The sequence below is a fragment of the Paenibacillus ilasis genome, from assembly GCF_043195395.1.
GTDB classification, from domain to species: domain Bacteria; phylum Bacillota; class Bacilli; order Paenibacillales; family Paenibacillaceae; genus Paenibacillus_AQ; species Paenibacillus_AQ lautus.
This window is the reverse complement of the sequence record NZ_JBHDJG010000001.1, coordinates 4,052,245-4,074,038: the sequence shown is the minus strand read 5'-3', so window position 1 is coordinate 4,074,038 and position 21,794 is coordinate 4,052,245. Positions and strand designations below refer to the sequence as shown.

The 21,794-nt window shown below is 47.7% G+C and carries 24 protein-coding genes and 1 tRNA gene; 17 read left to right on the top strand and 8 right to left on the bottom strand.

Annotation, left to right across the window (positions count from 1 at the left end; genetic code table 11):
- The first annotated feature begins 347 nt into the window (after window positions 1-347).
- Both ACETK5_RS18450 and ACETK5_RS18445 read left to right on the top strand, forming a co-directional pair.
- Window positions 348-1,400, top strand: a complete 1,053-nt coding sequence (locus ACETK5_RS18450) for an acyltransferase family protein (protein WP_394057101.1) — start codon at window positions 348-350, stop codon at window positions 1,398-1,400.
- Between the two features lie 151 nt (window positions 1,401-1,551).
- Window positions 1,552-1,773 carry a hypothetical protein gene (locus ACETK5_RS18445; protein WP_165789588.1) on the top strand — a complete coding sequence of 74 codons (222 nt, stop codon included), beginning with the start codon at window positions 1,552-1,554 and terminating at the stop codon, window positions 1,771-1,773.
- Between the two features lie 152 nt (window positions 1,774-1,925).
- Here the strand turns inward: ACETK5_RS18445 and ACETK5_RS18440 are convergent.
- Window positions 1,926-1,998: transfer RNA gene (locus ACETK5_RS18440), tRNA-Val, on the bottom strand.
- Window positions 1,999-2,133: 135 nt separating this feature from the next.
- On the opposite strand from ACETK5_RS18440, the gene ACETK5_RS18435 reads away from it, so the two are divergent.
- A complete protein-coding gene (locus ACETK5_RS18435; protein WP_100536065.1) occupies window positions 2,134-2,397 on the top strand; it encodes a hypothetical protein in 264 nt (87 codons plus the stop codon).
- A gap of 347 nt (window positions 2,398-2,744) precedes the next feature.
- Window positions 2,745-3,188: a GNAT family N-acetyltransferase gene (locus ACETK5_RS18430; RefSeq protein ID WP_090912986.1), complete on the top strand. Its 444-nt coding sequence runs from the start codon at window positions 2,745-2,747 to the stop codon at window positions 3,186-3,188.
- Between the two features lie 86 nt (window positions 3,189-3,274).
- Here ACETK5_RS18430 and ACETK5_RS18425 read toward each other — a convergent pair whose 3' ends face one another.
- Together ACETK5_RS18425 and ACETK5_RS18420 are read right to left on the bottom strand one after the other, a co-directional pair.
- Complete coding sequence (locus ACETK5_RS18425) at window positions 3,275-3,508, bottom strand: DUF3892 domain-containing protein (RefSeq protein ID WP_394057098.1); 234 nt, start codon at window positions 3,506-3,508, stop codon at window positions 3,275-3,277.
- 62 nt (window positions 3,509-3,570) lie between these two features.
- The gene (locus ACETK5_RS18420) at window positions 3,571-4,308 is read right to left on the bottom strand and encodes an MBL fold metallo-hydrolase (protein WP_127591915.1); all 738 of its coding nucleotides are present in this window, start codon (window positions 4,306-4,308) and stop codon (window positions 3,571-3,573) included.
- Between the two features lie 251 nt (window positions 4,309-4,559).
- On the opposite strand from ACETK5_RS18420, the gene ACETK5_RS18415 reads away from it, so the two are divergent.
- The gene (locus tag ACETK5_RS18415; RefSeq protein WP_100539292.1) at window positions 4,560-5,114 is read left to right on the top strand and encodes a copper amine oxidase; all 555 of its coding nucleotides are present in this window, start codon (window positions 4,560-4,562) and stop codon (window positions 5,112-5,114) included.
- Between the two features lie 93 nt (window positions 5,115-5,207).
- Window positions 5,208-5,531, top strand: coding sequence for a DUF1292 domain-containing protein (locus tag ACETK5_RS18410; RefSeq protein ID WP_071223049.1), 324 nt, complete (start codon window positions 5,208-5,210; stop codon window positions 5,529-5,531).
- A 66-nt stretch (window positions 5,532-5,597) separates the two neighbouring features.
- Here ACETK5_RS18410 and ACETK5_RS18405 read toward each other — a convergent pair whose 3' ends face one another.
- Both ACETK5_RS18405 and ACETK5_RS18400 read right to left on the bottom strand, forming a co-directional pair.
- Window positions 5,598-7,073, bottom strand: coding sequence for an aminotransferase class I/II-fold pyridoxal phosphate-dependent enzyme (locus tag ACETK5_RS18405; RefSeq protein ID WP_394057096.1), 1,476 nt, complete (start codon window positions 7,071-7,073; stop codon window positions 5,598-5,600).
- A gap of 373 nt (window positions 7,074-7,446) precedes the next feature.
- Entirely contained in the window at window positions 7,447-8,070 is a 624-nt protein-coding gene (locus tag ACETK5_RS18400) for a DUF1054 domain-containing protein (protein WP_394057094.1), read from the bottom strand.
- Between the two features lie 264 nt (window positions 8,071-8,334).
- On the opposite strand from ACETK5_RS18400, the gene ACETK5_RS18395 reads away from it, so the two are divergent.
- Window positions 8,335-8,931 (top strand): hypothetical protein, encoded by a 597-nt coding sequence (locus tag ACETK5_RS18395; protein ID WP_100536070.1) that lies wholly within the window; start codon window positions 8,335-8,337, stop codon window positions 8,929-8,931.
- A 192-nt stretch (window positions 8,932-9,123) separates the two neighbouring features.
- Window positions 9,124-10,533, top strand: coding sequence for an NADP-dependent phosphogluconate dehydrogenase (gndA, locus tag ACETK5_RS18390; protein ID WP_207797440.1), 1,410 nt, complete (start codon window positions 9,124-9,126; stop codon window positions 10,531-10,533).
- A 46-nt stretch (window positions 10,534-10,579) separates the two neighbouring features.
- Here gndA and ACETK5_RS18385 read toward each other — a convergent pair whose 3' ends face one another.
- On the bottom strand, window positions 10,580-11,017 hold the full coding sequence (locus tag ACETK5_RS18385; RefSeq protein ID WP_394057091.1) for a hypothetical protein: 438 nt from the start codon (window positions 11,015-11,017) through the stop codon (window positions 10,580-10,582).
- Between the two features lie 205 nt (window positions 11,018-11,222).
- On the opposite strand from ACETK5_RS18385, the gene ACETK5_RS18380 reads away from it, so the two are divergent.
- A complete protein-coding gene (locus ACETK5_RS18380) occupies window positions 11,223-11,735 on the top strand; it encodes a shikimate kinase (RefSeq protein ID WP_279300438.1) in 513 nt (170 codons plus the stop codon).
- 131 nt (window positions 11,736-11,866) lie between these two features.
- Here ACETK5_RS18380 and ACETK5_RS18375 read toward each other — a convergent pair whose 3' ends face one another.
- Window positions 11,867-12,175: a rhodanese-like domain-containing protein gene (locus ACETK5_RS18375; protein ID WP_174819205.1), complete on the bottom strand. Its 309-nt coding sequence runs from the start codon at window positions 12,173-12,175 to the stop codon at window positions 11,867-11,869.
- Window positions 12,176-12,341: 166 nt separating this feature from the next.
- Here ACETK5_RS18375 and aroA point away from each other — a divergent pair, with 166 nt between their 5' ends.
- From aroA to ptsP, 4 genes are all read left to right on the top strand, one after another.
- Entirely contained in the window at window positions 12,342-13,634 is a 1,293-nt protein-coding gene (aroA, locus tag ACETK5_RS18370) for a 3-phosphoshikimate 1-carboxyvinyltransferase (protein ID WP_394057089.1), read from the top strand.
- Between the two features lie 51 nt (window positions 13,635-13,685).
- Entirely contained in the window at window positions 13,686-14,108 is a 423-nt protein-coding gene (locus ACETK5_RS18365; protein ID WP_100536072.1) for a CoA-binding protein, read from the top strand.
- Window positions 14,109-14,295: 187 nt separating this feature from the next.
- Entirely contained in the window at window positions 14,296-16,179 is a 1,884-nt protein-coding gene (locus ACETK5_RS18360) for a glucose PTS transporter subunit IIA (protein ID WP_100536073.1), read from the top strand.
- Window positions 16,176-17,939: a phosphoenolpyruvate--protein phosphotransferase gene (gene ptsP, locus ACETK5_RS18355; protein WP_394057086.1), complete on the top strand. Its 1,764-nt coding sequence runs from the start codon at window positions 16,176-16,178 to the stop codon at window positions 17,937-17,939. The genes ACETK5_RS18360 and ptsP overlap by 4 nt, the downstream gene beginning before the upstream one ends.
- A gap of 148 nt (window positions 17,940-18,087) precedes the next feature.
- Here the strand turns inward: ptsP and ACETK5_RS18350 are convergent, their stop codons facing one another.
- Window positions 18,088-18,615: a type 1 glutamine amidotransferase domain-containing protein gene (locus tag ACETK5_RS18350; RefSeq protein ID WP_207797441.1), complete on the bottom strand. Its 528-nt coding sequence runs from the start codon at window positions 18,613-18,615 to the stop codon at window positions 18,088-18,090.
- A gap of 305 nt (window positions 18,616-18,920) precedes the next feature.
- Between ACETK5_RS18350 and ACETK5_RS18345 the strand changes: the two genes are divergently transcribed.
- From ACETK5_RS18345 to ACETK5_RS18330, 4 genes are all read left to right on the top strand, one after another.
- Entirely contained in the window at window positions 18,921-19,343 is a 423-nt protein-coding gene (locus tag ACETK5_RS18345) for a hypothetical protein (protein ID WP_394057084.1), read from the top strand.
- A gap of 95 nt (window positions 19,344-19,438) precedes the next feature.
- Complete coding sequence (ytxJ, locus tag ACETK5_RS18340; RefSeq protein ID WP_100536075.1) at window positions 19,439-19,786, top strand: bacillithiol system redox-active protein YtxJ; 348 nt, start codon at window positions 19,439-19,441, stop codon at window positions 19,784-19,786.
- Window positions 19,787-19,879: 93 nt separating this feature from the next.
- Window positions 19,880-20,890 (top strand): catabolite control protein A, encoded by a 1,011-nt coding sequence (gene ccpA / locus ACETK5_RS18335; protein WP_015734310.1) that lies wholly within the window; start codon window positions 19,880-19,882, stop codon window positions 20,888-20,890.
- A gap of 115 nt (window positions 20,891-21,005) precedes the next feature.
- Entirely contained in the window at window positions 21,006-21,707 is a 702-nt protein-coding gene (locus ACETK5_RS18330; protein ID WP_394057081.1) for a 5'-methylthioadenosine/adenosylhomocysteine nucleosidase, read from the top strand.
- Window positions 21,708-21,794 lie beyond the last annotated feature (87 nt).

The window sequence follows — 21,794 nt, the reverse complement described above, 5'->3', positions numbered from 1 at the left end:
ATTTCAAACCGATTATCGTTGTGATACTGAGCACAGTGTTTCCAATTAGGTTATCACGGCGGTTGGAATTTTTTACCCTGGTCAGGAGGTGAAATTGTTAGAGATTATTCAGGATGGAAAATCGAGGAAAATAGAAGTTTGTTCGTGCTGATAAACAAACCCAGGAGTAGAAGAGATAGGTGGAAAATAGAAACCAGAAACATAAAAAAATATATGGTATTTTTAGCCTCCTTAGCTGATAATTATGATTGTGAACAAACATCAGCTAGGGGGCAATTACTATCAGTAAAGAACAAACGGTAGGAAGTCAGATACAGTTATCGCATAAAAGCAATAACTACAACATCATGCGGTTTTTGGCAGCTGTCTTAGTGATTTTTTCTCATGCTTATCCTCTGACTGCTCATAACGGCGAGTTGTTTTCAAAATTATCGAATGGACAGTGGGATTTAGGATCAATGGCTGTAGCCATATTTTTTACTATCAGCGGCTTTCTAGTAACTCAAAGCTTCGACAAGTCAAATAACTTTTGGACCTTTACTAAATCTAGAGTATTGCGTATTTACCCTGGGTTAATTGCAGCTACGTTTTTTTGTGTTTTTGTTGTTGGTCCCATAGTAACTACTCTGTCTATGAAAGATTATTTAGGCGACGAAAGAACATATGAATACTTAAAAGTGGTTTTCATGTTTCCGATGCATTGGACATTGCCAGGTGTTTTTGAAGATACATTCTCATTTAATAACTCTATTAATGGGTCGTTATGGACAATCCCTTACGAAATTTTGTGTTATGCAATTGTCGCAGTAATCGGAATATTTGGCGCCTTAAAAAGAAAAGAAATTCTTCTGTTTTTATTTGTCTTTTCAATTTACGGTAGACTTTTTTTAAGATCGTATGTCCCAGAAAACATAAGTTGGGTTTATCTCCCATCACTCATTGACTTGTTTCCCTTTTTTGCAAGCGGTATGTTGGTATATTCATATAGGGATAAGATACCATTAAATAAATGGTATGCACTCATATCGTTGGTGTTAATTATCACTAGCATTAAGTTTGGTGGTTTGATCGATGTGTTTACTGTTTGTGGTGGATATCTGATATTTTATCTTTCATACCATAATAAAATTAGATTCCATAATTTTGGGAAGCGCGGTGATTTATCTTATGGTATATACATTTACGCATTTCCTGTACAACAAACAGTAACTTATCTTTGGGGTGCTGGGATACCAGTGATTGCAAACATATTAATTAGTATCCCTGTTGTCCTCGGGCTTGCATTCTTGTCGTGGCATTTTATTGAAAAGCCAGCGATGAAGTTAAAGAATTGGAGTTTTAAAAGCAAGGTAACAAAAGAGGGTTCTGTAGTTGTTTCAAAAGCAAAAACTTTACAGTGAGATTAACCTAAACGTAAGCAGGTCATATGTGGCCTGCTTTTTTTATATGCGTAATAATTTGTTCTATTTAGAGAGAATGGGGGAAAGGGTATGGACGGTGTACAGTCCGAAATGCTAAAAAATCACCAGAGTAGAAACGAAGGTGGACAACATGGATGGAAAATTAGGCAGAGCGATTAATGCTAACGAAACATCAGCAGAAGCACTGGCCTCTGCTAGGTCAGCTCACCATAGATTGAACAAAATTGAGGATGGTAAAAATGGTCTGGCGTACAATGCTCGGTCTACAGCTAATTTTATTGTATCGACATATGTTCAGGTGTTTTCAGATTCGCTTCTATATAACAACAATCGCGTTCATATGCAGCTATAACCAACTGCAATAATATATCGTTCGACATACATACAATCTTCAGCCGATATAGCTTCTAAAAAACTCATTTTACCTACCCTCACTTAATTTTTAGAGCTAATAGTTGCGAATGAAAAAGAAAAGAGCCCTTGCTACGCAAGGGCTCTAGGCTATGATCTGTAGTGGGCTCGAACCACTGACCCCTACCCTGTCAAGATAGTGCTCTCCCAGCTGAGCTAACAGATCATGAAATATTTAAAAAGGTAATTCATATATTACCAGCAGACCATGTGGCTGTCAATGGTTTTCTCGTTATAAAAAATCACATTCCGGTTCAGACTAAATACAGCATGATTTTGCCAATGGAGGAGCGTGAATGGCATGGCAGGTGGGAAATCCCATTATTTCAAACGAGCCGGACTGGTGCTCTCGTTGCTGGGGGTATCTGTACTGGGGAGCGGTTGCAGTATCCCGGAGAGAACGTCGGTGCAGCTGGAGCCGCTGCATGGGCCTGCAGCGCCTGTATTGCTCGATGTTTACGGCCGTTCTGTAGATCAGGACGTTTATTCTAACCAGGGAAGCGGGGCACTGGAGCCGGTGCCGCCGATGGATTCGGTAGATACATTACGCGACCTCCAACCATAAAGGGGTCAGTAACGTTTTGTAACAGATTGATCCTATCAATGTCTTTATCTTTTGCTCAACAATGAGCAGAGCAAACCGTCGGCTCGCAAGCTGACGGTTTGCTGTAAAACGGCCGATGCTATTCCTCATCCCATTTACGGGAATAACCTTTTTTGATCGCCCAAAAAATAGGGTAGATGATGATGGCTGAGATGATAACAGCCCAAAATATCGTGGTTCCCATGCCCATAAGGCCATGCTCCTTTCAAGAAAACGTTAGCTTATACTATACAGGAAAATGATTATTTTGTATAATATCTCGATCTGCGTTATCACAAGGAATTGATTCTACATAAAGAGGTGTTGAAATGGCAGCAGAAATCATAAATGTATCAACAGAAGAGCAGTTGCAGCAGGCGCTGGATATCCGGAAGGATGTCTTCGTGCTTGAACAGAAGGTTCCGATTGACCTGGAGATTGATGATTACGATCGCCTCGAATCCGATGCGCATCATATCTTGATCAAATCAGAGGGACAGTACGCGGCAACCGGACGCATCACCTATTACAATAAGGATTCCGCCAAAATGCAGCGAATCGCAGTACGTAAGCCATTCCGTTCCAAAGGGATAGGGCGTGTGCTCATGATGGCATTGGAAGCGCAGGCGCGTGAATTGAAACTGCAGTATTCCGTGCTGGATGCGCAGGTGCAAGCGGAGGCATTTTATCGCAAGCTGGGGTATGAAACGATTTCGGACGAGCCGTTTGATGATGCTGGCATTCCCCACGTTCGTATGAAAAAGGAACTGTAGGCTTCTTAACTATAAGGTGCTAATGATCCCATCGTTCTAAAAAGAAAAGACCTCGAGTATCGACTCGAGGTCTTTTTAGGCATGAATTAAAAGTTTGGCAAATTATCCAGGTTGTTGCTGGGATCGCCATCCGCATTGGAACGAAGATGTTCGTCTCCGTCACGTCCACGGAATACGTTCAGGTTTTTAATTTCTTTATTCTTGGCCATCTGTTGAGCTGTCTTGTAGTCAACGACACTACCGTTATCCAGTTTAAGTTCGATGATGTCGCCATCGCCATTTTTACGGACGGCTACGACTTCTTGTTGTGCATTATCCAAATGAATCGCCTCCCGGCATTAGTGTTCCCGGGAAACCTCATAAACTATTCATCTATATTGTTCTACAATTCGTACACCCGCTGCTGCTCCACAAATTCCATGATGCCGGTCTTGCCAATGAAAGCTTCGACCTCATCGCTGTAATGCATGAGATAGGTGCGTTCCTGAATTTCTTCAGGGAGGCTCAGCAGTTCATCCAGTGTCGTATGAACCTCGCCCGGGCCCTGCAGCTGACATTCGTGCAGAATCACTTCACAATCCCGCTCATTCACCAATTGGTTGAGCAGTATAGGATCGAATACCATGTCAGCACTGTAAAAAATCCGGTCATTCAGATAAAGCGAATAGCTGTCCTTGCCGGGAATATGCTGCGTATGAATCAACTCTACCGAGATCCCTGATGAAATATTGGCCTTTACTCCCGGTTTCAAAGGGCGTACGTCAAATACATCATCCAGGGAGGAGATATGTCCCTGTTGATATAAGCCGCCTTTGAGTGAATGTTCCCATATCGGTTCCACCAGCGATTCAGCAATGTAGAGCGGGAGCTTGCGGTTGTATTTCATTTTCATAATAAAAGCCAGCTCCTCAAGTCCGCCTACATGGTCAGCATGAATGTGAGTGATAAGCACGGCATCCATATCGTTAAATGTTTTATTTAGCTGATGAAGTGCCATGGGAGCGGTAATGCCGCAGTCGATGAGCAGTGTGAAATTTCCGTCATGGATCAGTGCGTTATTGTTATAGTAGTTCTTGGCAAACGCACTGCCGGTGCCAAGCATTTGCAATTTCAGTGTCAATGGATGAAACCTCCTGATGATTTGATGTGCAGTCCAGTATGCTAATGTATATTTTAACGAATTCCACGTTGATTTACACGGATTATATGATCGAATCGGGGCTGAAATGCAGGATAATTCGTGAGAGGAACAAACCTTAAAGCATGAGGAAAAAATTTTACCACAAAGTGCAAAATTGTCCGCAACTTGTTTTTTGACATGTAGTATACACATATAACAACAAGATGAGCCAATGGAGGGAAATGATTATTATGAAGTGGAAAAAAGTGATGGCATGTATGCTAGTGCTCTCTTTAATGGGTGGCAGCACCCTTTTGTTTGCAGATTCCGTCAATGAGCGTGTCCGTGTCTGGCTGAACGGTCATGAATTGAAGGATGGCGGATATTTAATTGACGGCAAAACCTATGTGCCGGTTCGGGAATTTGACGGGGCTGTAGATTGGAATCCCGCGAATGGACAAGTTCAAGTCATCAAGCCGAACGTGCATATTTTCCTGTTTAAAGGAGATACTGTATTCGGCAACGTGAACAAGGGGAAGCTGAAATTCAATGTTTTTAGCCAGGTAGACAGCTTAAACAACGATATTCATTCCGTGAAAGTAGCGATTGAGGATCCATCGGGCAATATCAAGGATATTCAATCCGAGGTTGTGAAGGACCGCAAGGATAACTTTTGGTTCCGAACCTATGACTTCACGTACGATTTTAAAACAACAGGTAAGTATTCGGTTGGTTTTTATGTAAAAGTAAAAGCGGATTCGGATTTTGTGAAAATTGCTGAAAAAGTCATTACAACGCTCAACTGATGGGGATAAAACCATTGGCAGAAATTGACCTGAAGAAGCTATCCGTGATACGATACGAAAGTATGATAATTTAACCGAAGTGAGGTTTTTTCAATGAGTGAACACAAACATGAACACGGAGATGCTTGCGGTTGCGGTCATGACCATGACCACGATCACGAACATGAAGAGTTTGTGCTGACATTGACGGATGAAGAAGGAAAAGAAGTAGAGATGGTTCTTGTGGAGACATTTGATGTCGGCGAGAAACTTTACGCGCTTTTGCTTGAACGCGAAAATCCGGAAGCGGACGGCGTCATTCTACGTATGGAAGAAGAGAACGAGGAAATGGTTCTTTACAATATTGAGGACGAAGAAGAATGGAATGAAGTAGAGGCGGTTTACAACGAACTGGTCGCTGCTGCAAACCAGGAATAAGACTCCCAAACAATAAACCCGGTGCGAACCTCTCGCACCGGGTTTATTGTATTTACAGCTGCCATTTTAGAATATAGGGTCTGTTTCCACGATGACTTTCACATTTTGGATGCTGCGGTCTTCAGGACCTTTAACCGGAAGGCCTACCTCGACATGATCGATAATGTAATCGATGTTTTCCTGGGAAATCACTTCGCCCGGAAGCAGAATTGGAATCCCTGGCGGGTAGACATAGATAAATTCGGCAATAATGCGTCCTGCCGATTCCTTGAAAGGCACAACTTCCGTATCTCCGTAAAACGCATCGCGAGGGATAAGCGATAACTGCGGAATTTCTGGTGTCTTCACAACCAGCTCGTTAATCTCATTCACATGCATGTACTGATCCGAAAGCTCGCGGAGCGCTGTCAGCAAAATATCAATGGCCTCCTGATTGTCCCCCGGTGTAATGAGGCACAGAATATTGTACATATCACTGAGCTCCACCTCAATATTGTAGTGATCCCGCAGCCAGTTCTCGGTTTCATATCCTGTAATGCCAAGATGACGTACATGGATCGTCAATTTGGTTGGATCATAGGAGTACGTTGCTTCTCCGCCTAATATTTCTTCACCGAAGCTGTACAAACCTTCGATTTTATTAACTTCATGACGTGCATATTGCGCCAACTCAATCGTCCTTGCAGCCATTTCGCGTCCATGCAGCGCCAAACTGCGGCGTGAAGTATCAAGCGATGCCAGCAGGATATAGGAGGTTGAGGTTGTGGTCAGCATGCTGATGATTGTTTGTACGCGGTAAGGATTGATGTATCCGTTCTTGGTATTCACGTTCAGTACGGAGCTCTGCGTCATCGAGCCGCCGAGTTTGTGAACGCTGGTCGCAGCCATATCGGCTCCGGCTTCCATTGCCGACATCGGAAGGTCTTCATGGAAGTGGATCAATACTCCGTGCGCCTCATCCACGAGAACGGGCACATTGTAGCTGTGAGCCAAATCCACGATTTCCTTCAGATTCGCGCTAACCCCGAAGTAAGTTGGGTTAATGACCAAAACGGCTTTGGCGTCAGGGTGACGTTTTAATGCTTTTCGGACCGAGCTGATGGTGATTCCGTGATCGATACCCACATTGGAATCCTGGGCAGGCGATACGAATACAGGCTTGGCCCCGGTAAAAATGATGGCGGAAAGCACGGATTTATGGACATTGCGCGGTACGATGATTTTATCGCCGGGCGAACATACCGACATGATCATGGTCATGATCGCTCCACTTGTTCCTTGGACACTGAAGTAGGTGTGATCGGCACCGAATGCGTCGGCGGCCAGCTTTTGGGCTTCCTCGATGACGCCCGTAGGCTGATGCAAATCATCCAGCGGCGCAATATTGATCAAATCTATAGAAAAGGCGTTATCCCCTATAAATTCCCGAAATTCGGCATCGGTGCCGAGGCCCTTCTTATGTCCCGGAATGTGAAATTGCACGGGGTTTTTGGCCGCATGTTCTTTAAGTGCGGTGAAGAGCGGTGTACGACTGTGGTCCATGGACGTTGTCACAACCTTTCCTTATGTTTATTTTCTTATGATTTGTTGATTTCTGTTTTTATATAAACAAAATTGAGTATAGCAAAATAGGGGGGGAATGCAAGGAGAATGAACGGCTTTTTTTGCTTTGTCCGGCAACGCTTCAAACTTTAGACATATTACGGAGGAGCAACAAGATCTTCATCGTTCCTTCATTAAAATATCATCCATAAGAAAAACGTCTATCGACGTACTTTCTCAGAAGACAGACCGCGGTTAAAGGTAGTTTTTCTTGCGATTATAGAATTGTTCAGCTTCGCTGAAAATTTATAAATTCTATAATCTTAAAAAAAGAGCTGCATCAGCAGCCCTTTTCATCCACATATCATGCTCATTAAAACGCCATTTTATAAAGCGGCAGCAGCGTCTCAAACGTCTCCTGCACTTTATGCACCAGCTCGTCCCCTTCAAGCTTGACGGCTTCCTCGCGCGGGATGCGCAGTCCGCACATGACTTCAGCCTTTTTCACCTGCTTCAGCTTCTCAATCAGACGCGTGAAATCCTCCTCGCTCATATCCTGATGAGGGGTGCCGGCCGGGTTCATGTGATCCATGGACCAGTAGAAATGTTTAGGCAGCGCCTTCGCTGTTTTCTTCAGCTTGGCTTCCAGGTTGCTGGCAAACACGGTTTTGTTGGGGCTTTCGTAAATAATCGCGAAGATGACAAACAGATGGGTTCCGAACATGCCTACCTCAAAATGAGGCAGTGCTTTATAGCCGCGTTTGCTCGCAGCCCAAGCGACCCAGGTGTCAATGGGAGGATTGACAGTGCGTCTAGCATGCTTGGCCACATGCACAAACATCTCTTCCCCAGCCAATGCGGATACATAGGGGGCGAGCTCAGCCCCTAGCACTTCCAGCTTGGGTCTTACCCGTTCAATGAGAACCTCCATACGGGCTTCAAGCCCGGGAACGGAGAATACGTCGAAATCTTGATCTGTAAATCCGGTAACCGTCATGGATGTGATGGCCTCCCTGTTGTTGATGATATCGTTACTAAACTCGGTTTTTGGATAACTTATTATACCATAAGGCGAACGGACATCACGCATTGCCCAGAAAAGCTTCACCGTATGTTCATGTGGGTTAAAAATAGTCAATAAACCAAGTTACCGTTACATAAGATGGAGTATAAGATATAGATAAGACAACATCAAAACCAGCCATGGGGGAAATCTTCACCGCCGTTTAATGATCGGTAGTAAACCGGAGGAGGGAGTGCCGTGAATAAGAGCGAGGAAGTGGAGTATTGCAACCTGGAGCTCCGGTTTGATCGCCGGCATATCCAGGACCTAATCAAGGAATTGATCCAGGAAGGATATTCGCTTTATTGGAGCGAGAATGATACGCAGTTTGTCATTTCAATCCGAACAGGTCGCAAGCTGGTAAAGCTGCGGTTTCAACGAACAGGAAGCGGTTTTAAACTGGTAGGCGATTATATGATCCGTGATCCCAAACTCGCGGAATGGATGGAGAAATTGATCGAGAATACCCGTGGCCATGCTGTCGTGAAACGTTTCAAGGATCGGCAAATATTGATCGAGAATATTTTGTTCGGTGAGGTCATAAGACTCGTGGAAATATCCGGTTACCGGCAGCGGGTGCTGTTTCAGAAGGGGACGCCGATGACGGAGCAGGAAATGCTGCGGTTGTTTGAATCGGATGTAGGGGAACAGCGATTACTGCTGTCCAGACTGGAAACCGATGATGAGCTTGAGAAGCTCCATGCGGCTCTGCAAGAGGGGGACGAAGACAAAATTTCGGCTTGCAAGCAAAGACTCCGTGAGCTTTCCTTGGAGCTGATGAGACTGGAGTGGTGATGACTTCAACCCGGATACAAGTTTAAAGCACGAACAACACTCCGAAACAGAAGGGGTGTTTTCGCGCGTGTTCTGATTTTGTGACAGGGGTTCACTTGTCAAATGAAAAACGTTAATATAAGATTATTGCAAATCATCTCGGATAGGGATGGGTTGTTTAAAAATATATTGGAGCAAAGGATGGAGAACCAGATGTCAAAACAACAAATCGGTGTGATTGGCCTTGCTGTAATGGGAAAAAACCTGGCCCTGAACATCGAAAGCAAAGGCTTCACCGTTTCCGTATATAACCGCTCTCCGCAAAAAACGGAAGATATGCTGAAGGAAACCGAAGGCAAGCAAGTGAAGGGGACGTTCTCGATCGAAGAATTCGTGGATTCCCTTGAAACTCCTCGTAAAATCCTGATCATGGTACAGGCGGGACAAGCTACGGATGCTACGATTGAACAGCTGATTCCACATTTGGACAAAGGCGATATCATCATCGACGGCGGTAACGCTTATTTCCCTGACACACAGCGCCGCAGCAAAGAACTGGCTGAAAAAGGTTTTAACTTTATCGGCGCTGGGGTTTCCGGCGGCGAAGAGGGCGCGTTGAAAGGTCCATCGATCATGCCTGGCGGACAAGAAAGTGCCTACAAGCTGGTTGAGCCTATTTTGACAGCCATTTCTGCTAAAGTTAACGAAGAGCCTTGCTGTACATATATCGGACCAGACGGTGCCGGCCATTATGTAAAAATGGTTCACAACGGTATCGAATATGGCGATATGCAGCTTATTTGCGAAGCTTACCAGTTGCTGAAGGACGTACTCGGCCTTGACGCGAAGGATCTGCACGGAATCTTCACGGAGTGGAACCAAGGCGAACTTGACAGCTATCTGATCGAGATTACGGCGGACATTTTCTCCAAATATGACGAAGAAACCGGCAAGCCGATGGTTGACGTCATCCTGGATACGGCGGGTCAAAAAGGAACAGGCAAATGGACAAGCCAAAGCTCCTTGGACCTGGGCGTGCCGCTCTCCATGATCACCGAATCCGTGTTCTCCCGTTTCCTTTCCGCGATGAAAGAAGAGCGCGTGGCCGCAAGCAAAATCCTGAATGGTCCAAAAACGGCTGCATTTGACGGCGACAAAGCCGAGTTCATTGAAAATGTACGCAAAGCGCTGTTTGCAAGCAAGATCGTTTCCTACGCTCAAGGCTTCGCACAGCTTCGCGTGGCGTCCGATGAGTACGGCTGGAACCTGCAATACGGCAACCTCGCTAAAATCTGGCGCGGCGGCTGCATTATCCGTTCCCGTTTCCTGCAGAACATCACGGATGCATACGAGAACAATCCTGAGCTCAAGAACCTGCTGCTGGATCCGTTCTTTACCGATATTATTGAATCCTATCAAGATGCATGGCGTAAGGTAGTTGCTTCCGCGGTGTCCCTGGGCATTCCGGTTCCTGGTTTCTCCAGCGCGCTTGCATACTACGATAGCTATCGCACTGCAAACCTGCCAGCGAACCTGCTGCAGGCACAGCGTGACTACTTTGGAGCGCATACGTTTAAACGCGTGGACAAAGAAGGAACCTTCCACTATAACTGGATGGATTAATTCTGCTCTATTTACGGCAGTATGAATACCATCCTCCCTGGATGGATTAATCCTGCTCTTTCACGTGAGTATGAATACCATCCTCGCTGGATGGGTTAATTTCACTCTCGGAGGTAGGACGAATTCCATTCGCCGGGGGAGAGATCAGAGATTCAACCGTGCAGGCTTGAGAAGGGGAGTGTGCCTCCGCCAGCTCAGGAAGTCCGTGCATGGCTTCTAAGAGACAGGTGCGGATGTCGTGGTTCTTGGTATGGATGTGGTTTCCGCTTCCGAGCAGGAGCAGCGCGGCTTCGCAGTAACTGTTGAAATTTTGCAGCAAACGTGGCTTTGAAAGATCCAGCAGTGCAGGATCCTTCAGAGCCACTTTTTTTTGGACAAAATGAAGCACCCAGATCACATCTTCGCGGCATAGCGGGTAGGATGGGTCGAGGATCCGGCGGATGCGCTTGGCAGCGGAAGAGAGACCGGTTGGACGAGAAGACATAATGAATTTCACTCCTTTCTTTTAATCTTGTATTCTTGTAATTAGTATATGACAATAGGGAACCAGATAGACTCGTTAAAATTGGAGCTTTACTTGGGTTACTCGCATTACAACAATTTAGAGAGTCAGGTCCATTGTCGAAAGATTTGGGGCTGTGGTATGATATGAGCAACCTTTACAGTGAAGCAGCAAATGGGGTGTCAAATTGGATAAGATAGGTAGGAACATCATTCTGATCGGGATGATGGGTACGGGCAAGTCAACTGTAGGGCGTCTTCTGGCAGACACGCTCGGCTACACCCTGATTGATCTGGATGCGGAAATTGAGCGGATGGAAGGCAGAACGATTTCCGAGATGTTTGAAGCGGATGGGGAGGCTTATTTCCGTGAGGCTGAATCTGCTGCACTGCGCAGCGTTTTGCAACGGAAAGGCATTGTCGTAGCGTCCGGCGGAGGGGCTGTGCTTCGTTCCGAGAACTGTGACCAAATGAAACGTGGTGGCTGGGTCGCTGCTCTTACAGCCGATGCTGCCAGCATTGTCGAAAGGGTACGGGGCGATGCCAATCGACCGCTGCTTGCGGGTGATGTCGAAGATAGAGTTCGGCGTATCCTGGATGAACGAAAGGACAAATACCTGTTTGCGGATGTCATCGTGGATACGGTTGGCCGATCCGCAGGGGAAGTGGCGACTGACATTTTAACGCATTACCGCGGCTAAGATGGTCAGCGAACGGGTTTGGAATGATGATCATGGATTAGTCTCTATGGGGGAATCTGGGGACCGCATTTGGTTTGGAACAAGCAAAAAAGGCGGGGATAACGATCATCCCGCACCTTCCATAAGCTTGTCTATTCTTCATCGTCATGCCACTGAAGCATGCCGCCCTTCATGTTGATTACATTAGTCAAGCCTTGGTGATTCAAAAATTCGCATACATGTTGACTGCGTCCACCGCTGCGGCAGATGAAGACAACCTCTTGATCGCGTGGAATTTCGTCCAGGCGATTCGGAATCTCGCCCATAGGAATATGCTTGGCGCCGCTGATCATGCCGGCGGCAACTTCCTCATCCTCGCGGACATCAATCATGTACACATTTTCGCCGTTTTGAAGCCGGCTTCTAAGCTCCGATGTTTCCATTTGAGGGATCGGTTTCATCATATAGACCTCTTTTCTGATAATAAATGATTAAGATCGTAACGATCTGAATTTCCAGTTCACATGACTATGATAACCAAGCGGTTCTTTCCCTGTCAATTTATCCTAGGGGAGATTTCAAAGGTTGGTTATCGTAACATAATATACACAAGGAGAGATACATACGATGGATGTAATCGTCAAGCCTACGCCTATATTAAACGGAGAGATTGGAGCGTTATCCTCCAAGAACTATACTACCCGTTACCTGCTGGTGGCTGCACTTGCGGAAGGAACGAGCACGATCTATTACCCAGCACATAGCGAGGATAGCGATGCCATGAGACGCTGTATTCGAGATCTCGGAGCCGTGATCGAGGAGGACGAGGAGAAGGCAGTCATTACGGGCTTTGGCAAATCGCCGCGGGATGTGAAGGAACTGAATGTCGGTAATGCCGGTGCCGTTTTGCGTTTCCTGATGGGAATCACGGCGTTGTCGAAAGAGGTTACCTTCGTCAATACCTATCCGGAATCACTGGGCAAACGTCCTCATGATGATCTCATTGATACGCTTGGTCAATTGGGTGTGGAAGTGGAGCATAACGAGGGCAAGCTGCCGATCACGATTCGTGGCGGTCAGCCTAAGGGCGGACAGCTCACCGTTTCTGGCGAAGTGAGTTCGCAGTACTTAAGCACACTGCTGTTCTTAACGCCACTGCTTGCCGAAGACAGCGAAATTACCGTTACCGGAGATTTGAAATCCAAGGTCGTTATCGGTCAGACCCTGGAAGTGCTGGAGCAGGCGGGCATTACGATTCACGCACAGGACGATTATACCTTCTTCCGGGTTCCTGGCGGTCAATCCTACGAAGCGAAGACCTATACGGTTCAAGGCGATTATCCGGGCTCCGCTGCCGTCCTGGCGGCGGCTGCGGTTACACAGTCGGATGTAACCATCCGCAATCTGTCAGAGGACAGCAAGCAGGGGGAGCGGGCCATTATTGACGTCCTTCGGATGATGGAGGTACCGCTCACGCACGAGAACGGAAATGTCCATGTGCAGGGCAACCGTACCCTCAAGGCATTGGAATTTGACGGAGATGCAGCGACCGATGCGGTGCTTGCGATGGTAGCGGCCGCAGTGTTTGCGGAAGGAACCTCCCGCTTCTACAACGTAGAGAATCTCCGCTATAAGGAATGCGACCGGATTACGGATTATTTGAATGAATTGCGAAAAGCAGGAGCCAACGTTGAGGAACGCCAGGCCGAGATCATCGTTCACGGCCGTCCGGAAGGCGTTGAGGGTGGTGTGGAGATCAATGCCCATTATGATCATCGGGTGATCATGGCTCTGACGGTGGTCGGGCTTCGCGCACATCAGCCGATCTGGATTAAGGACGCCCATCATGTGGCCAAGTCGTACCCGCAATATTTTGATCACATGAAGGCGCTTGGAGCTAACGTAGAATGGGTAAAATAAAGGAATAGCCAAGCGGCTCGTCTATTACGAATGGAGAGGTGGTCTTGAAGCATGGCATTTGAAAATCCTACGCGCGAAGAAATCGCGGATATTTTGCGAAACGCAGGCAATATCGCTGTTGTCGGTCTGTCCGACAGGCCGGACCGTACATCTCATATGGTTTCTGCTGCGATGCAAAAACGCGGATACCGGATTATCCCGGTTAACCCTGGAGCAACAGAAATCCTTGGGGAGAAGAGTTATCCGTCCCTGAAGGACATTCCGGAGCCGATCCATATCGTCAATGTGTTCAGACGAAGTGAATATTGTGCCGACGTGGCGCGGGAAGCTGCCGAGATTGGCGCCAAGGTACTGTGGCTGCAGCAGGGAATTATTAGCGAAGAGGCGGCGGCCATCGCGGAGAAGAGCGGCATGATTGCCATCATGGACCGCTGCATTAAGGTGGAGGATTCCATCGCTTTGGGCGGACGTTAACATTTAATTAGTGCATTGGAATTAGGAGCAAGCCTTATGTTGAAGCAGCCGTAGCAGACTGGACACGATCCGTGCCTGCCGTCGTACTGCTTGCGAGGCTTGCTTTTCTATGTGGCATTTGCCCTGATTTCTTTTTGACAAAAACAGGCGCAGCGCTTACCATCAAGGATAGAAAGGAGGGCTCGCCTTGAATTGGTTGGGATCATTACAACAGCTGGGCAGAGCAGTTATGCTCCCTACAATGGCGCTTCCGGCGGCAGCTCTCCTGCTTAGCGTGGGAAGTCTGCCATGGTCGGCGTGGGGCTTCGGAACCTTGGGCGAGATTGCCCAGGCAGCGGGGCACGGCGTGTTTTATTATATGCCGTATTTATTTGCCATCGGTGTCGCATGGGGGCTCTCGAACCAGGGAGGACCCGCAGGGCTTGCCGCTCTGGCTGGCATGTTCATCTATGATCAGGTTATATCCCGTCTGGGAGACGGGAGTGTACAGCCCTCGACCTTGATTGGTATTATTTTTGGGGTAATGTCCGGTTACGTTTATAACCGGTTCAAACATATTAAGCTTCCTGAAGCTATACAGTTTTTTGGGGGCTCCCGATTTGTACTTTTGTTCATGGGACTGTTCTCCACAATATTTGCATGGATCATGCTGGGGATGGCTCCCATTGTACAGCGCGGATTAGATGCTTTTTATGATCTGACCGTACATATGGGGGCGTTCGGATTATTTCTCTACGGTATTTTGTACAGGGTACTGACGGCCTTCGGCCTGCATCACTTGTTGAATAACGTGTATTGGTTTCAGCTGGGCTCGTACGAGACGGAAGACGGTACCGTCGTTCAGGGAGATCTGCCCCGATTCTTCGCGGGTGATCCAACAGCAGGCGACTTCATGGCGGGGTTATTCCCGATTATGATGTTTGCCCTGCCGGCGATTGCATTTGCGATTATTCAAGAGGCACGAGAAGATTTGAAGCCGAAGGTGAAAAAAACATTCATGCGGTCTGCGCTTGTCTGTTTTTTGACCGGGGTATCGGAGCAGATTGAATTCGCGTTCTTATTTGCGTCTCCTTATCTGTATGTGCTCCACGCCCTGATGGCCGGGTTCGCGATGGTGTTAACCTATGCGTTTGATATCCATCACGGGTTTTCGTACTCAGCCGGATTTATTGATTATGTACTCAATTTTCATTTGTCGCAGAACGCCTGGATCATCATACCGATCGGGGCGGTATACGGCATCGTTTACTATTTTCTGTTCCGCTGGGCCATTCGCACCTTCGAAATCCCGACACCGGGGCGTGAAGAAGGTTCGGCGCTGGAAGGCCGGGCAGGTGACATTCCCTATCAGGCACCGCTTATTCTGGAGGCGCTTGGGGGGAAAGACAACATCGTTCAGGTCCAATCCTGCATGACGCGTCTTCGATTGACCGTATACAATGACCGCCAGATTGATTCGGACGCACTGAAATTGCTCGGTTCAGCCGGCATCATCAAGCTGGGCGGCGGTAACGTCCAGGTGGTATTCGGGACGTATTCTGAGCTCATCCGCGAAGAGATAAATAAGCTGATGCAGCAAGATTTGCCGCGCGTTCTGTTTAGCGCGCCCGTACAGGGACGTATGCTTCCGATTGACGAAGTGCCGGATGATATTTTTGCCGCCAAGCTTGTCGGCAACGGCGTTGCGTTCATTCCGGAAAAAGGGGAACTTGTGTCTCCGGTATACGGAACCGTGATGCATGTCTATCCGACGATGCATGCCATTGGCATTTCAACGCCGGATGGGCTCGAGGTGTTGATCCATATCGGAATCGATACCTCTCAACTGAAAGGACCGTTTACAGCTGTGGTAAGCGAAGGGGATACCGTTGAGCCGGGGCAACTGCTGGTCAAGTTCGATTTGGCGTATTTAAAGACACATGCCGCTTCATTGGCCACACCTATGGTGATCACCAATCCCGATAAAGTAAGATCTTGGAGCTTTGCTCCATTCAAGTCCGTTAAGAGAGGACAGTCATCTGTCATGTCCGTCGTATTAAATGAGAGTAATGCTGGGGGTAGAGAATCATGATACAAGGCATTGGCGCAGCAACAGGCGTAGCGATCGGTAAGGCTTTCGTACTGCCGCATTGGGAGCTGGACCTTCCGGATTCCGAAATGGATGCTGTCGATTTAGCCAAAGAGTTCGAGCGCTTATATGAAGGCATACGAACCTCCAAGAATGAAATTGAATATATCAAGAACGAATTCAAGGAAATGGTGGGGCACGAGGAGTCGCAGATCTTTGATGCGCATCTGGCCATACTGGAGGATCCCGTGTTCATGAACGAAATTCAAGGGATCATCGAGCGCCAGTACAAGGCTGCCGAGGTGGCGGTTAAAGAGGCGATCGATCACTTCGTATCCATGTTCGATTTGCTGGACGACGAGTATATGAAGGAGCGGGCGCTGGATATTAAGGATGTTGGCAATCGGCTGCTCAAGCATCTTCTCGGTGCTCCGGAAGTCAAGCTACCGGCTGACACGCAGCCTTATATTTTGGTTGCGAAGGAACTTTCTCCGTCTCAGCTTGTGCACCTTAACCCTTCCCATGTTCTTGGCATAGTGACGATGACGGGTGGCAAGACCTCTCATTCGGCGATTATGGCCCGCGCTCTCGGCATACCGCTTGTATCCGGGATTGAGAACAAGCTGGATCATCCGATCCAGACCGGACAGCATTTAGTTGTGGATGGAGATGAAGGCTTGCTGTATTTGGAGCCCGACACGCTGATCGTGGATCGTTATGAAGGGATCCGCGAGCAACAAAGGAAAAAGAAAGAGCAGCTGCAGCTCCTGGCAACGGTTGATGCGGTTACGAAGGATGGAACCTATTTTAATCTGGCAGCGAATATGAACTCCGTGAAAGAAATGGAGATTGCGCTGAAGAACGGCGCGCAGGGAGTCGGATTGTTCCGGACGGAATTCTTATACATGGACCGCCACAACTTTCCTTCGGAAGAAGAGCAGTTTGAAGTGTATAAACTGGTTGCCGAGAACGCAGGTCAGGCCTCGGTCGTGATCCGTACGCTGGACATTGGCGGCGATAAGCAGCTGGATTATTTCGGGCTGCCGGAAGAAGAGAACCCCTTCCTGGGATATCGCGCCATCCGTATCAGTCTGGATCGAACAGAGCCGTTCCAGACCCAGCTGTCCGCTATTCTGAGGGCCAGCGCTTTTGGTAACGTCAAAATCATGTATCCGATGATATCCTCGGTAGATGAAGTCAAACAGGCTAATGCCGTGCTGCGGCGTGCGATGGCCGATTTGGACCAACGCGGCATTGCATATGATCGGAACATTAAGGTCGGCATCATGATTGAGGTGCCGGCAGCAGTCACCATCTCGGATTTGTTGGCAGAGGAAGCCGATTTCTTCAGCATCGGGACGAATGATCTGGTTCAGTATGTGCTGGCGGTGGATCGGATGAACGAGCAGATCGCCCATATGTACCATCCGTTTCATCCTGCGGTCTTGCGCATGCTTCGGACGACGGTGGAGGCTGCGCATGAGGCAGGCATACCAGTCAGCGTGTGTGGAGAAATGGCAGGGGACGAGCGGGCGATTCCGATATGGCTGGAGCTTGGCGTTAAGGATCTAAGCATGTCTCCGCAATCCCTGCTTCGCGTGAAGCATCGCATCTTGAATACCAATGCGGCAGAAGCGAAGGGGGAGGCAGCGGCATGCTTCAAATTGCGTACCAGCTCCGCTGTCGAAGAGCGTCTTAGCGCCTTTGCCGAACGGAGCAGTTATCTGAACGGAACTAACGGTACGGACAGCACGGCCTCTTAAAAAGCTTCAAGAAACGGGATCACATTCCAATTTTTCATGTTTCTTTTTTGAGTGGACAAGCTATATTCACAAAAAAACAGCTGCCTATCTCACCAGAGTCCTTTTTGGTGAAATAAGCGGCTGTTTTTGTGTGGTGCAGGGGGAGCTACTAGCTTTGCTGTGCCAATGCATCGCAAAAGGCTTTGCCGTACGGCGGCAGATCCGGTGGACGGCGGGCGGAAATAATATGACCGTCGGTGACGACCGCTTCATCCTTCCAGATTGCACCGGCGTTTTCCATATCGTCCCGGATTCCCGGTGTGGAAGTAACCGTGATGCCGTCCAGGATTTTGGCCGAGATGAGCACCCATCCGGCGTGGCAAATCTGCCCGATCGGCTTTTTGTCCGCATTCATTTCTTTAACCAGCTGCAGCACCTTATCATAACGGCGCAGCTTGTCCGGCGCCCAGCCTCCCGGAACGAGAATTCCATCATAATCCTTGCTGTTCAGCTCTTCAAACGAATACTCGGCTTGAGCGGGAACGCCATATTTGCCCGTGTAAGTTTTTCCTTTTTCCAATCCGGCAAGATGGACTTCGGCCCCTTCCTCACGGACTCGGTAAACGGGATACCATAGTTCCAGATCCTCGAACTCTTCGTCTACAAGCGCTATCACTTTTTTTCCAGCCAATCTCATGATCGATATAGCCCCTTTCTCTTCAGATTTCTTGATATATCCGTAAAACGACCGAATACGTCTCTTAAGACTGTACTCATTGTAACAAATATGGAGGGCAGTTTCATAGGAGCGACCAAAGGACAAACATTTGGAAACATATCTGGTAAATAAAGCATTATCACAAATTTGCAGGATTCTTTGGTATGATAGTCGAATAGAACTAGTTCAGGTGACAGATTTGTGACATAGGGCTGTTGGTATTAGATTACGTGATAGGATTTGGGGTGGGCATTTTGTTCAAAACCTGCAACTGCGGACAATGGATGAAGTTGGAATTAAGAAAGCTGATTCATGAAAGAAAGACTCGAATATGTGATGTTCCTGTTTATGCCTGTCAGGCTTGCAAGAAGTATGAGCTTCTGCCTCTTATTAAACCGGATTTACTTGGCTATCTCGTATCGATTAGCAATGAGTCCGGTCGAATACACGTTTCGTTCGCAGATGTTAATGAGTCTGCATACGTACTTCGAGAAGTGTTCCGTACATACGATGATGATTCGTCGGTAGAATGGCAGGCACGCTGCATGGAAGTCTTTGACGAGCGAATCAATATGCTGTTGGATCTATTTCGTTATGCCCAGAGCATGGGCGACGGTGATTGGATGAGACAAATTGAGGGGCGTCTTGAACAATTAAGTACCATAAAATCTCTCATTCCTGAAAATTCGGGCAATTATGCAAGATGATTTTCAGAAAATTTTCGCGGTTGTTGGATTTTTCACGCACTTTTTGTTAGGATAGAGGATAGGAACTTCAATACAATGAAGGGAATGTATATCCTATGGCGACGTTGACGAAAATGACTACTATAGAAGAGTTACGCAACACGCTTGAATCTTCGGATCAGAGGCCCTTGCTGTTGTTCAAACATAGTACCAGATGCCCAATTAGTGCCGGAGCTTATAGGGAAGTGCAAGCTTACCTGGAGGACCAGCCGAACGAGCGGATCGACTATGTATGGATTGATGTCATTGCCGACCGTCCGGTGTCGGGTCAGGCTGCGGAAACTCTAAGCATACAGCACGAATCGCCACAAGTTATTCTTGTAAAAGAAGGAGCGCCAGTCTGGCATACATCCCATTCCCATATTACGGCTGAAGCGCTGAAAGCTCAATTGGACGGCATCTAATGCCGTGTCGTTGCACAAAGCAGTAATTTGTCGTATCATAAATTCAATTGGTATTGAACGAATGAAAATCTATTGGCAATGGAGAGAAGGAATTTGACGGTAACCATTTACGATGTTGCGCGCGAAGCAGGCGTTTCCATGGCGACGGTATCACGGGTTGTAAACAATAACCCGAACGTTAAGCCTCAGACCCGGAAAAAAGTATACGAAGCGATTGAACGTTTAGGGTATCGTCCGAATGCGGTAGCCAGAGGACTGGCCAGCAAGAAGACCACAACCGTCGGCGTTGTGATCCCTGACATTTCGAACTCGATCTTTGCGGAGATTGCCCGTGGTATTGAGGATATTGCTAACATGTATCACTATAATATAATTTTGTGTAATGCCGACAAACGTAAGGAAAAAGAAATCCGCGTTATCAACACCTTGCTTGAGAAGCAAGTGGACGGGTTGTTGTTTATGGGTGGAACGGTGACGGACGAGCATATCCAGGCGTTCCAAACATCGGCTGTGCCGATTGTTCTTTGTGCGACAAGCGACGAGAGAGGCTCTTATCCTTCGGTCGACATTGATCATGAACAGGCTGCGTTTGATGCGGTAAACACACTGATCCGGCACGGACACCGCGAGATCGCTATGATCAGCGGCACGCTGCAGGATCCGGCGAACGGTTATGCGCGTTTCCAAGGCTACAAAAAAGCACTGGAAGCTGCAGGGATCGAGTATCAAGAGGATTTGGTACGGATCGGTAACTACCGCTATGAGTCCGGTGTGGAAGCGATGAAGTACTTCCTGGGCCTCAAAAAGAAACCAACGGCTATATTTGCTGCTACCGATGAGATGGCGATTGGCGCTATTCATAGCATTCAGGATGAAGGCTACAAAGTGCCGGATGATTTCTCAATCATCAGCGTAGACAATATCCGGATGGCTTCGATGGTTCGTCCACAGCTGACAACGGTGGCTCAACCGATGTATGATCTTGGAGCCGTAGCGATGCGTTTGCTTACCAAGCTGATGAAGAAGGAGAATGTGGAGAATCCTCGCGTGATTCTGCCGCATGAAACGATTCTTCGCCTCTCGGTTAGTCATGTGAACGAGTAAAAAGTGTGAATGAAAGTTGTTTAGACATCTATTGACTTGAAGAAAGCTCCTGGGTTTAAGGGGCTTTTTTCTGGTGGAGTTTTTATGTGGTCTTGAATTCAGGAGGGATATCGGTATGACAACACAGGTTATCGGCCTAATCGGGGCTATGGACGAAGAAGTGGAATTGCTGCTCAGTCAACTGGAGAATAAAGAAACAGCAGTCCGTGCAGGGGTTACATATGCTTCAGGAATGATTCATGGCAAGAGAGTCGTTGTATGCAAGAGCGGGGTGGGTAAGGTGAATGCCGCGGTTACCACGCAAATCTTGATTGACACCTATGGCGTTTCCAAAATATTGTTTACCGGCGTAGCGGGTGCGCTGCATCCGGAGCTGAACATTGGCGATATCGTCATCTCTTCCTCCTGCATGCAGCACGATATGGACGTGACTCCGCTTGGTTTTGCGCGCGGGGTGATTCCGTATCAGGAAGTGTCCGATTTTCCGGCAGATCCGTCGTTGATCGAGCTGGCACAGGAAGCGTGCAAAGAGCAGGCAGTGAATCATTATGTCATCGGGAAGATTCTGTCCGGCGACCAGTTCATTGCCAGCCGTGAAACGGTACGGACGCTCTACGAAGATCTGAACGGGGCTTGCGCGGAAATGGAAGGTTCTGCCGTTGCCCAGGTATGTTATATGAACAGTGTGCCTTATGTGGTGATCAGATCCATGTCGGATAAGGCAGACGGCTCTGCCCATGTCAACTTCCCTGAGTTTACAGTGAAAGCCTCCAAGCGTTCACACGAAATCGTGAACTACATGCTGGGCAGACTCTAGTAGAAACTTTGTGGATTTGGTAGGTATGCATTTCCAGTACGTGCCGGCATTCAAACAAACTCCCTTGAGCAAGCTCAGGGGAGTTTG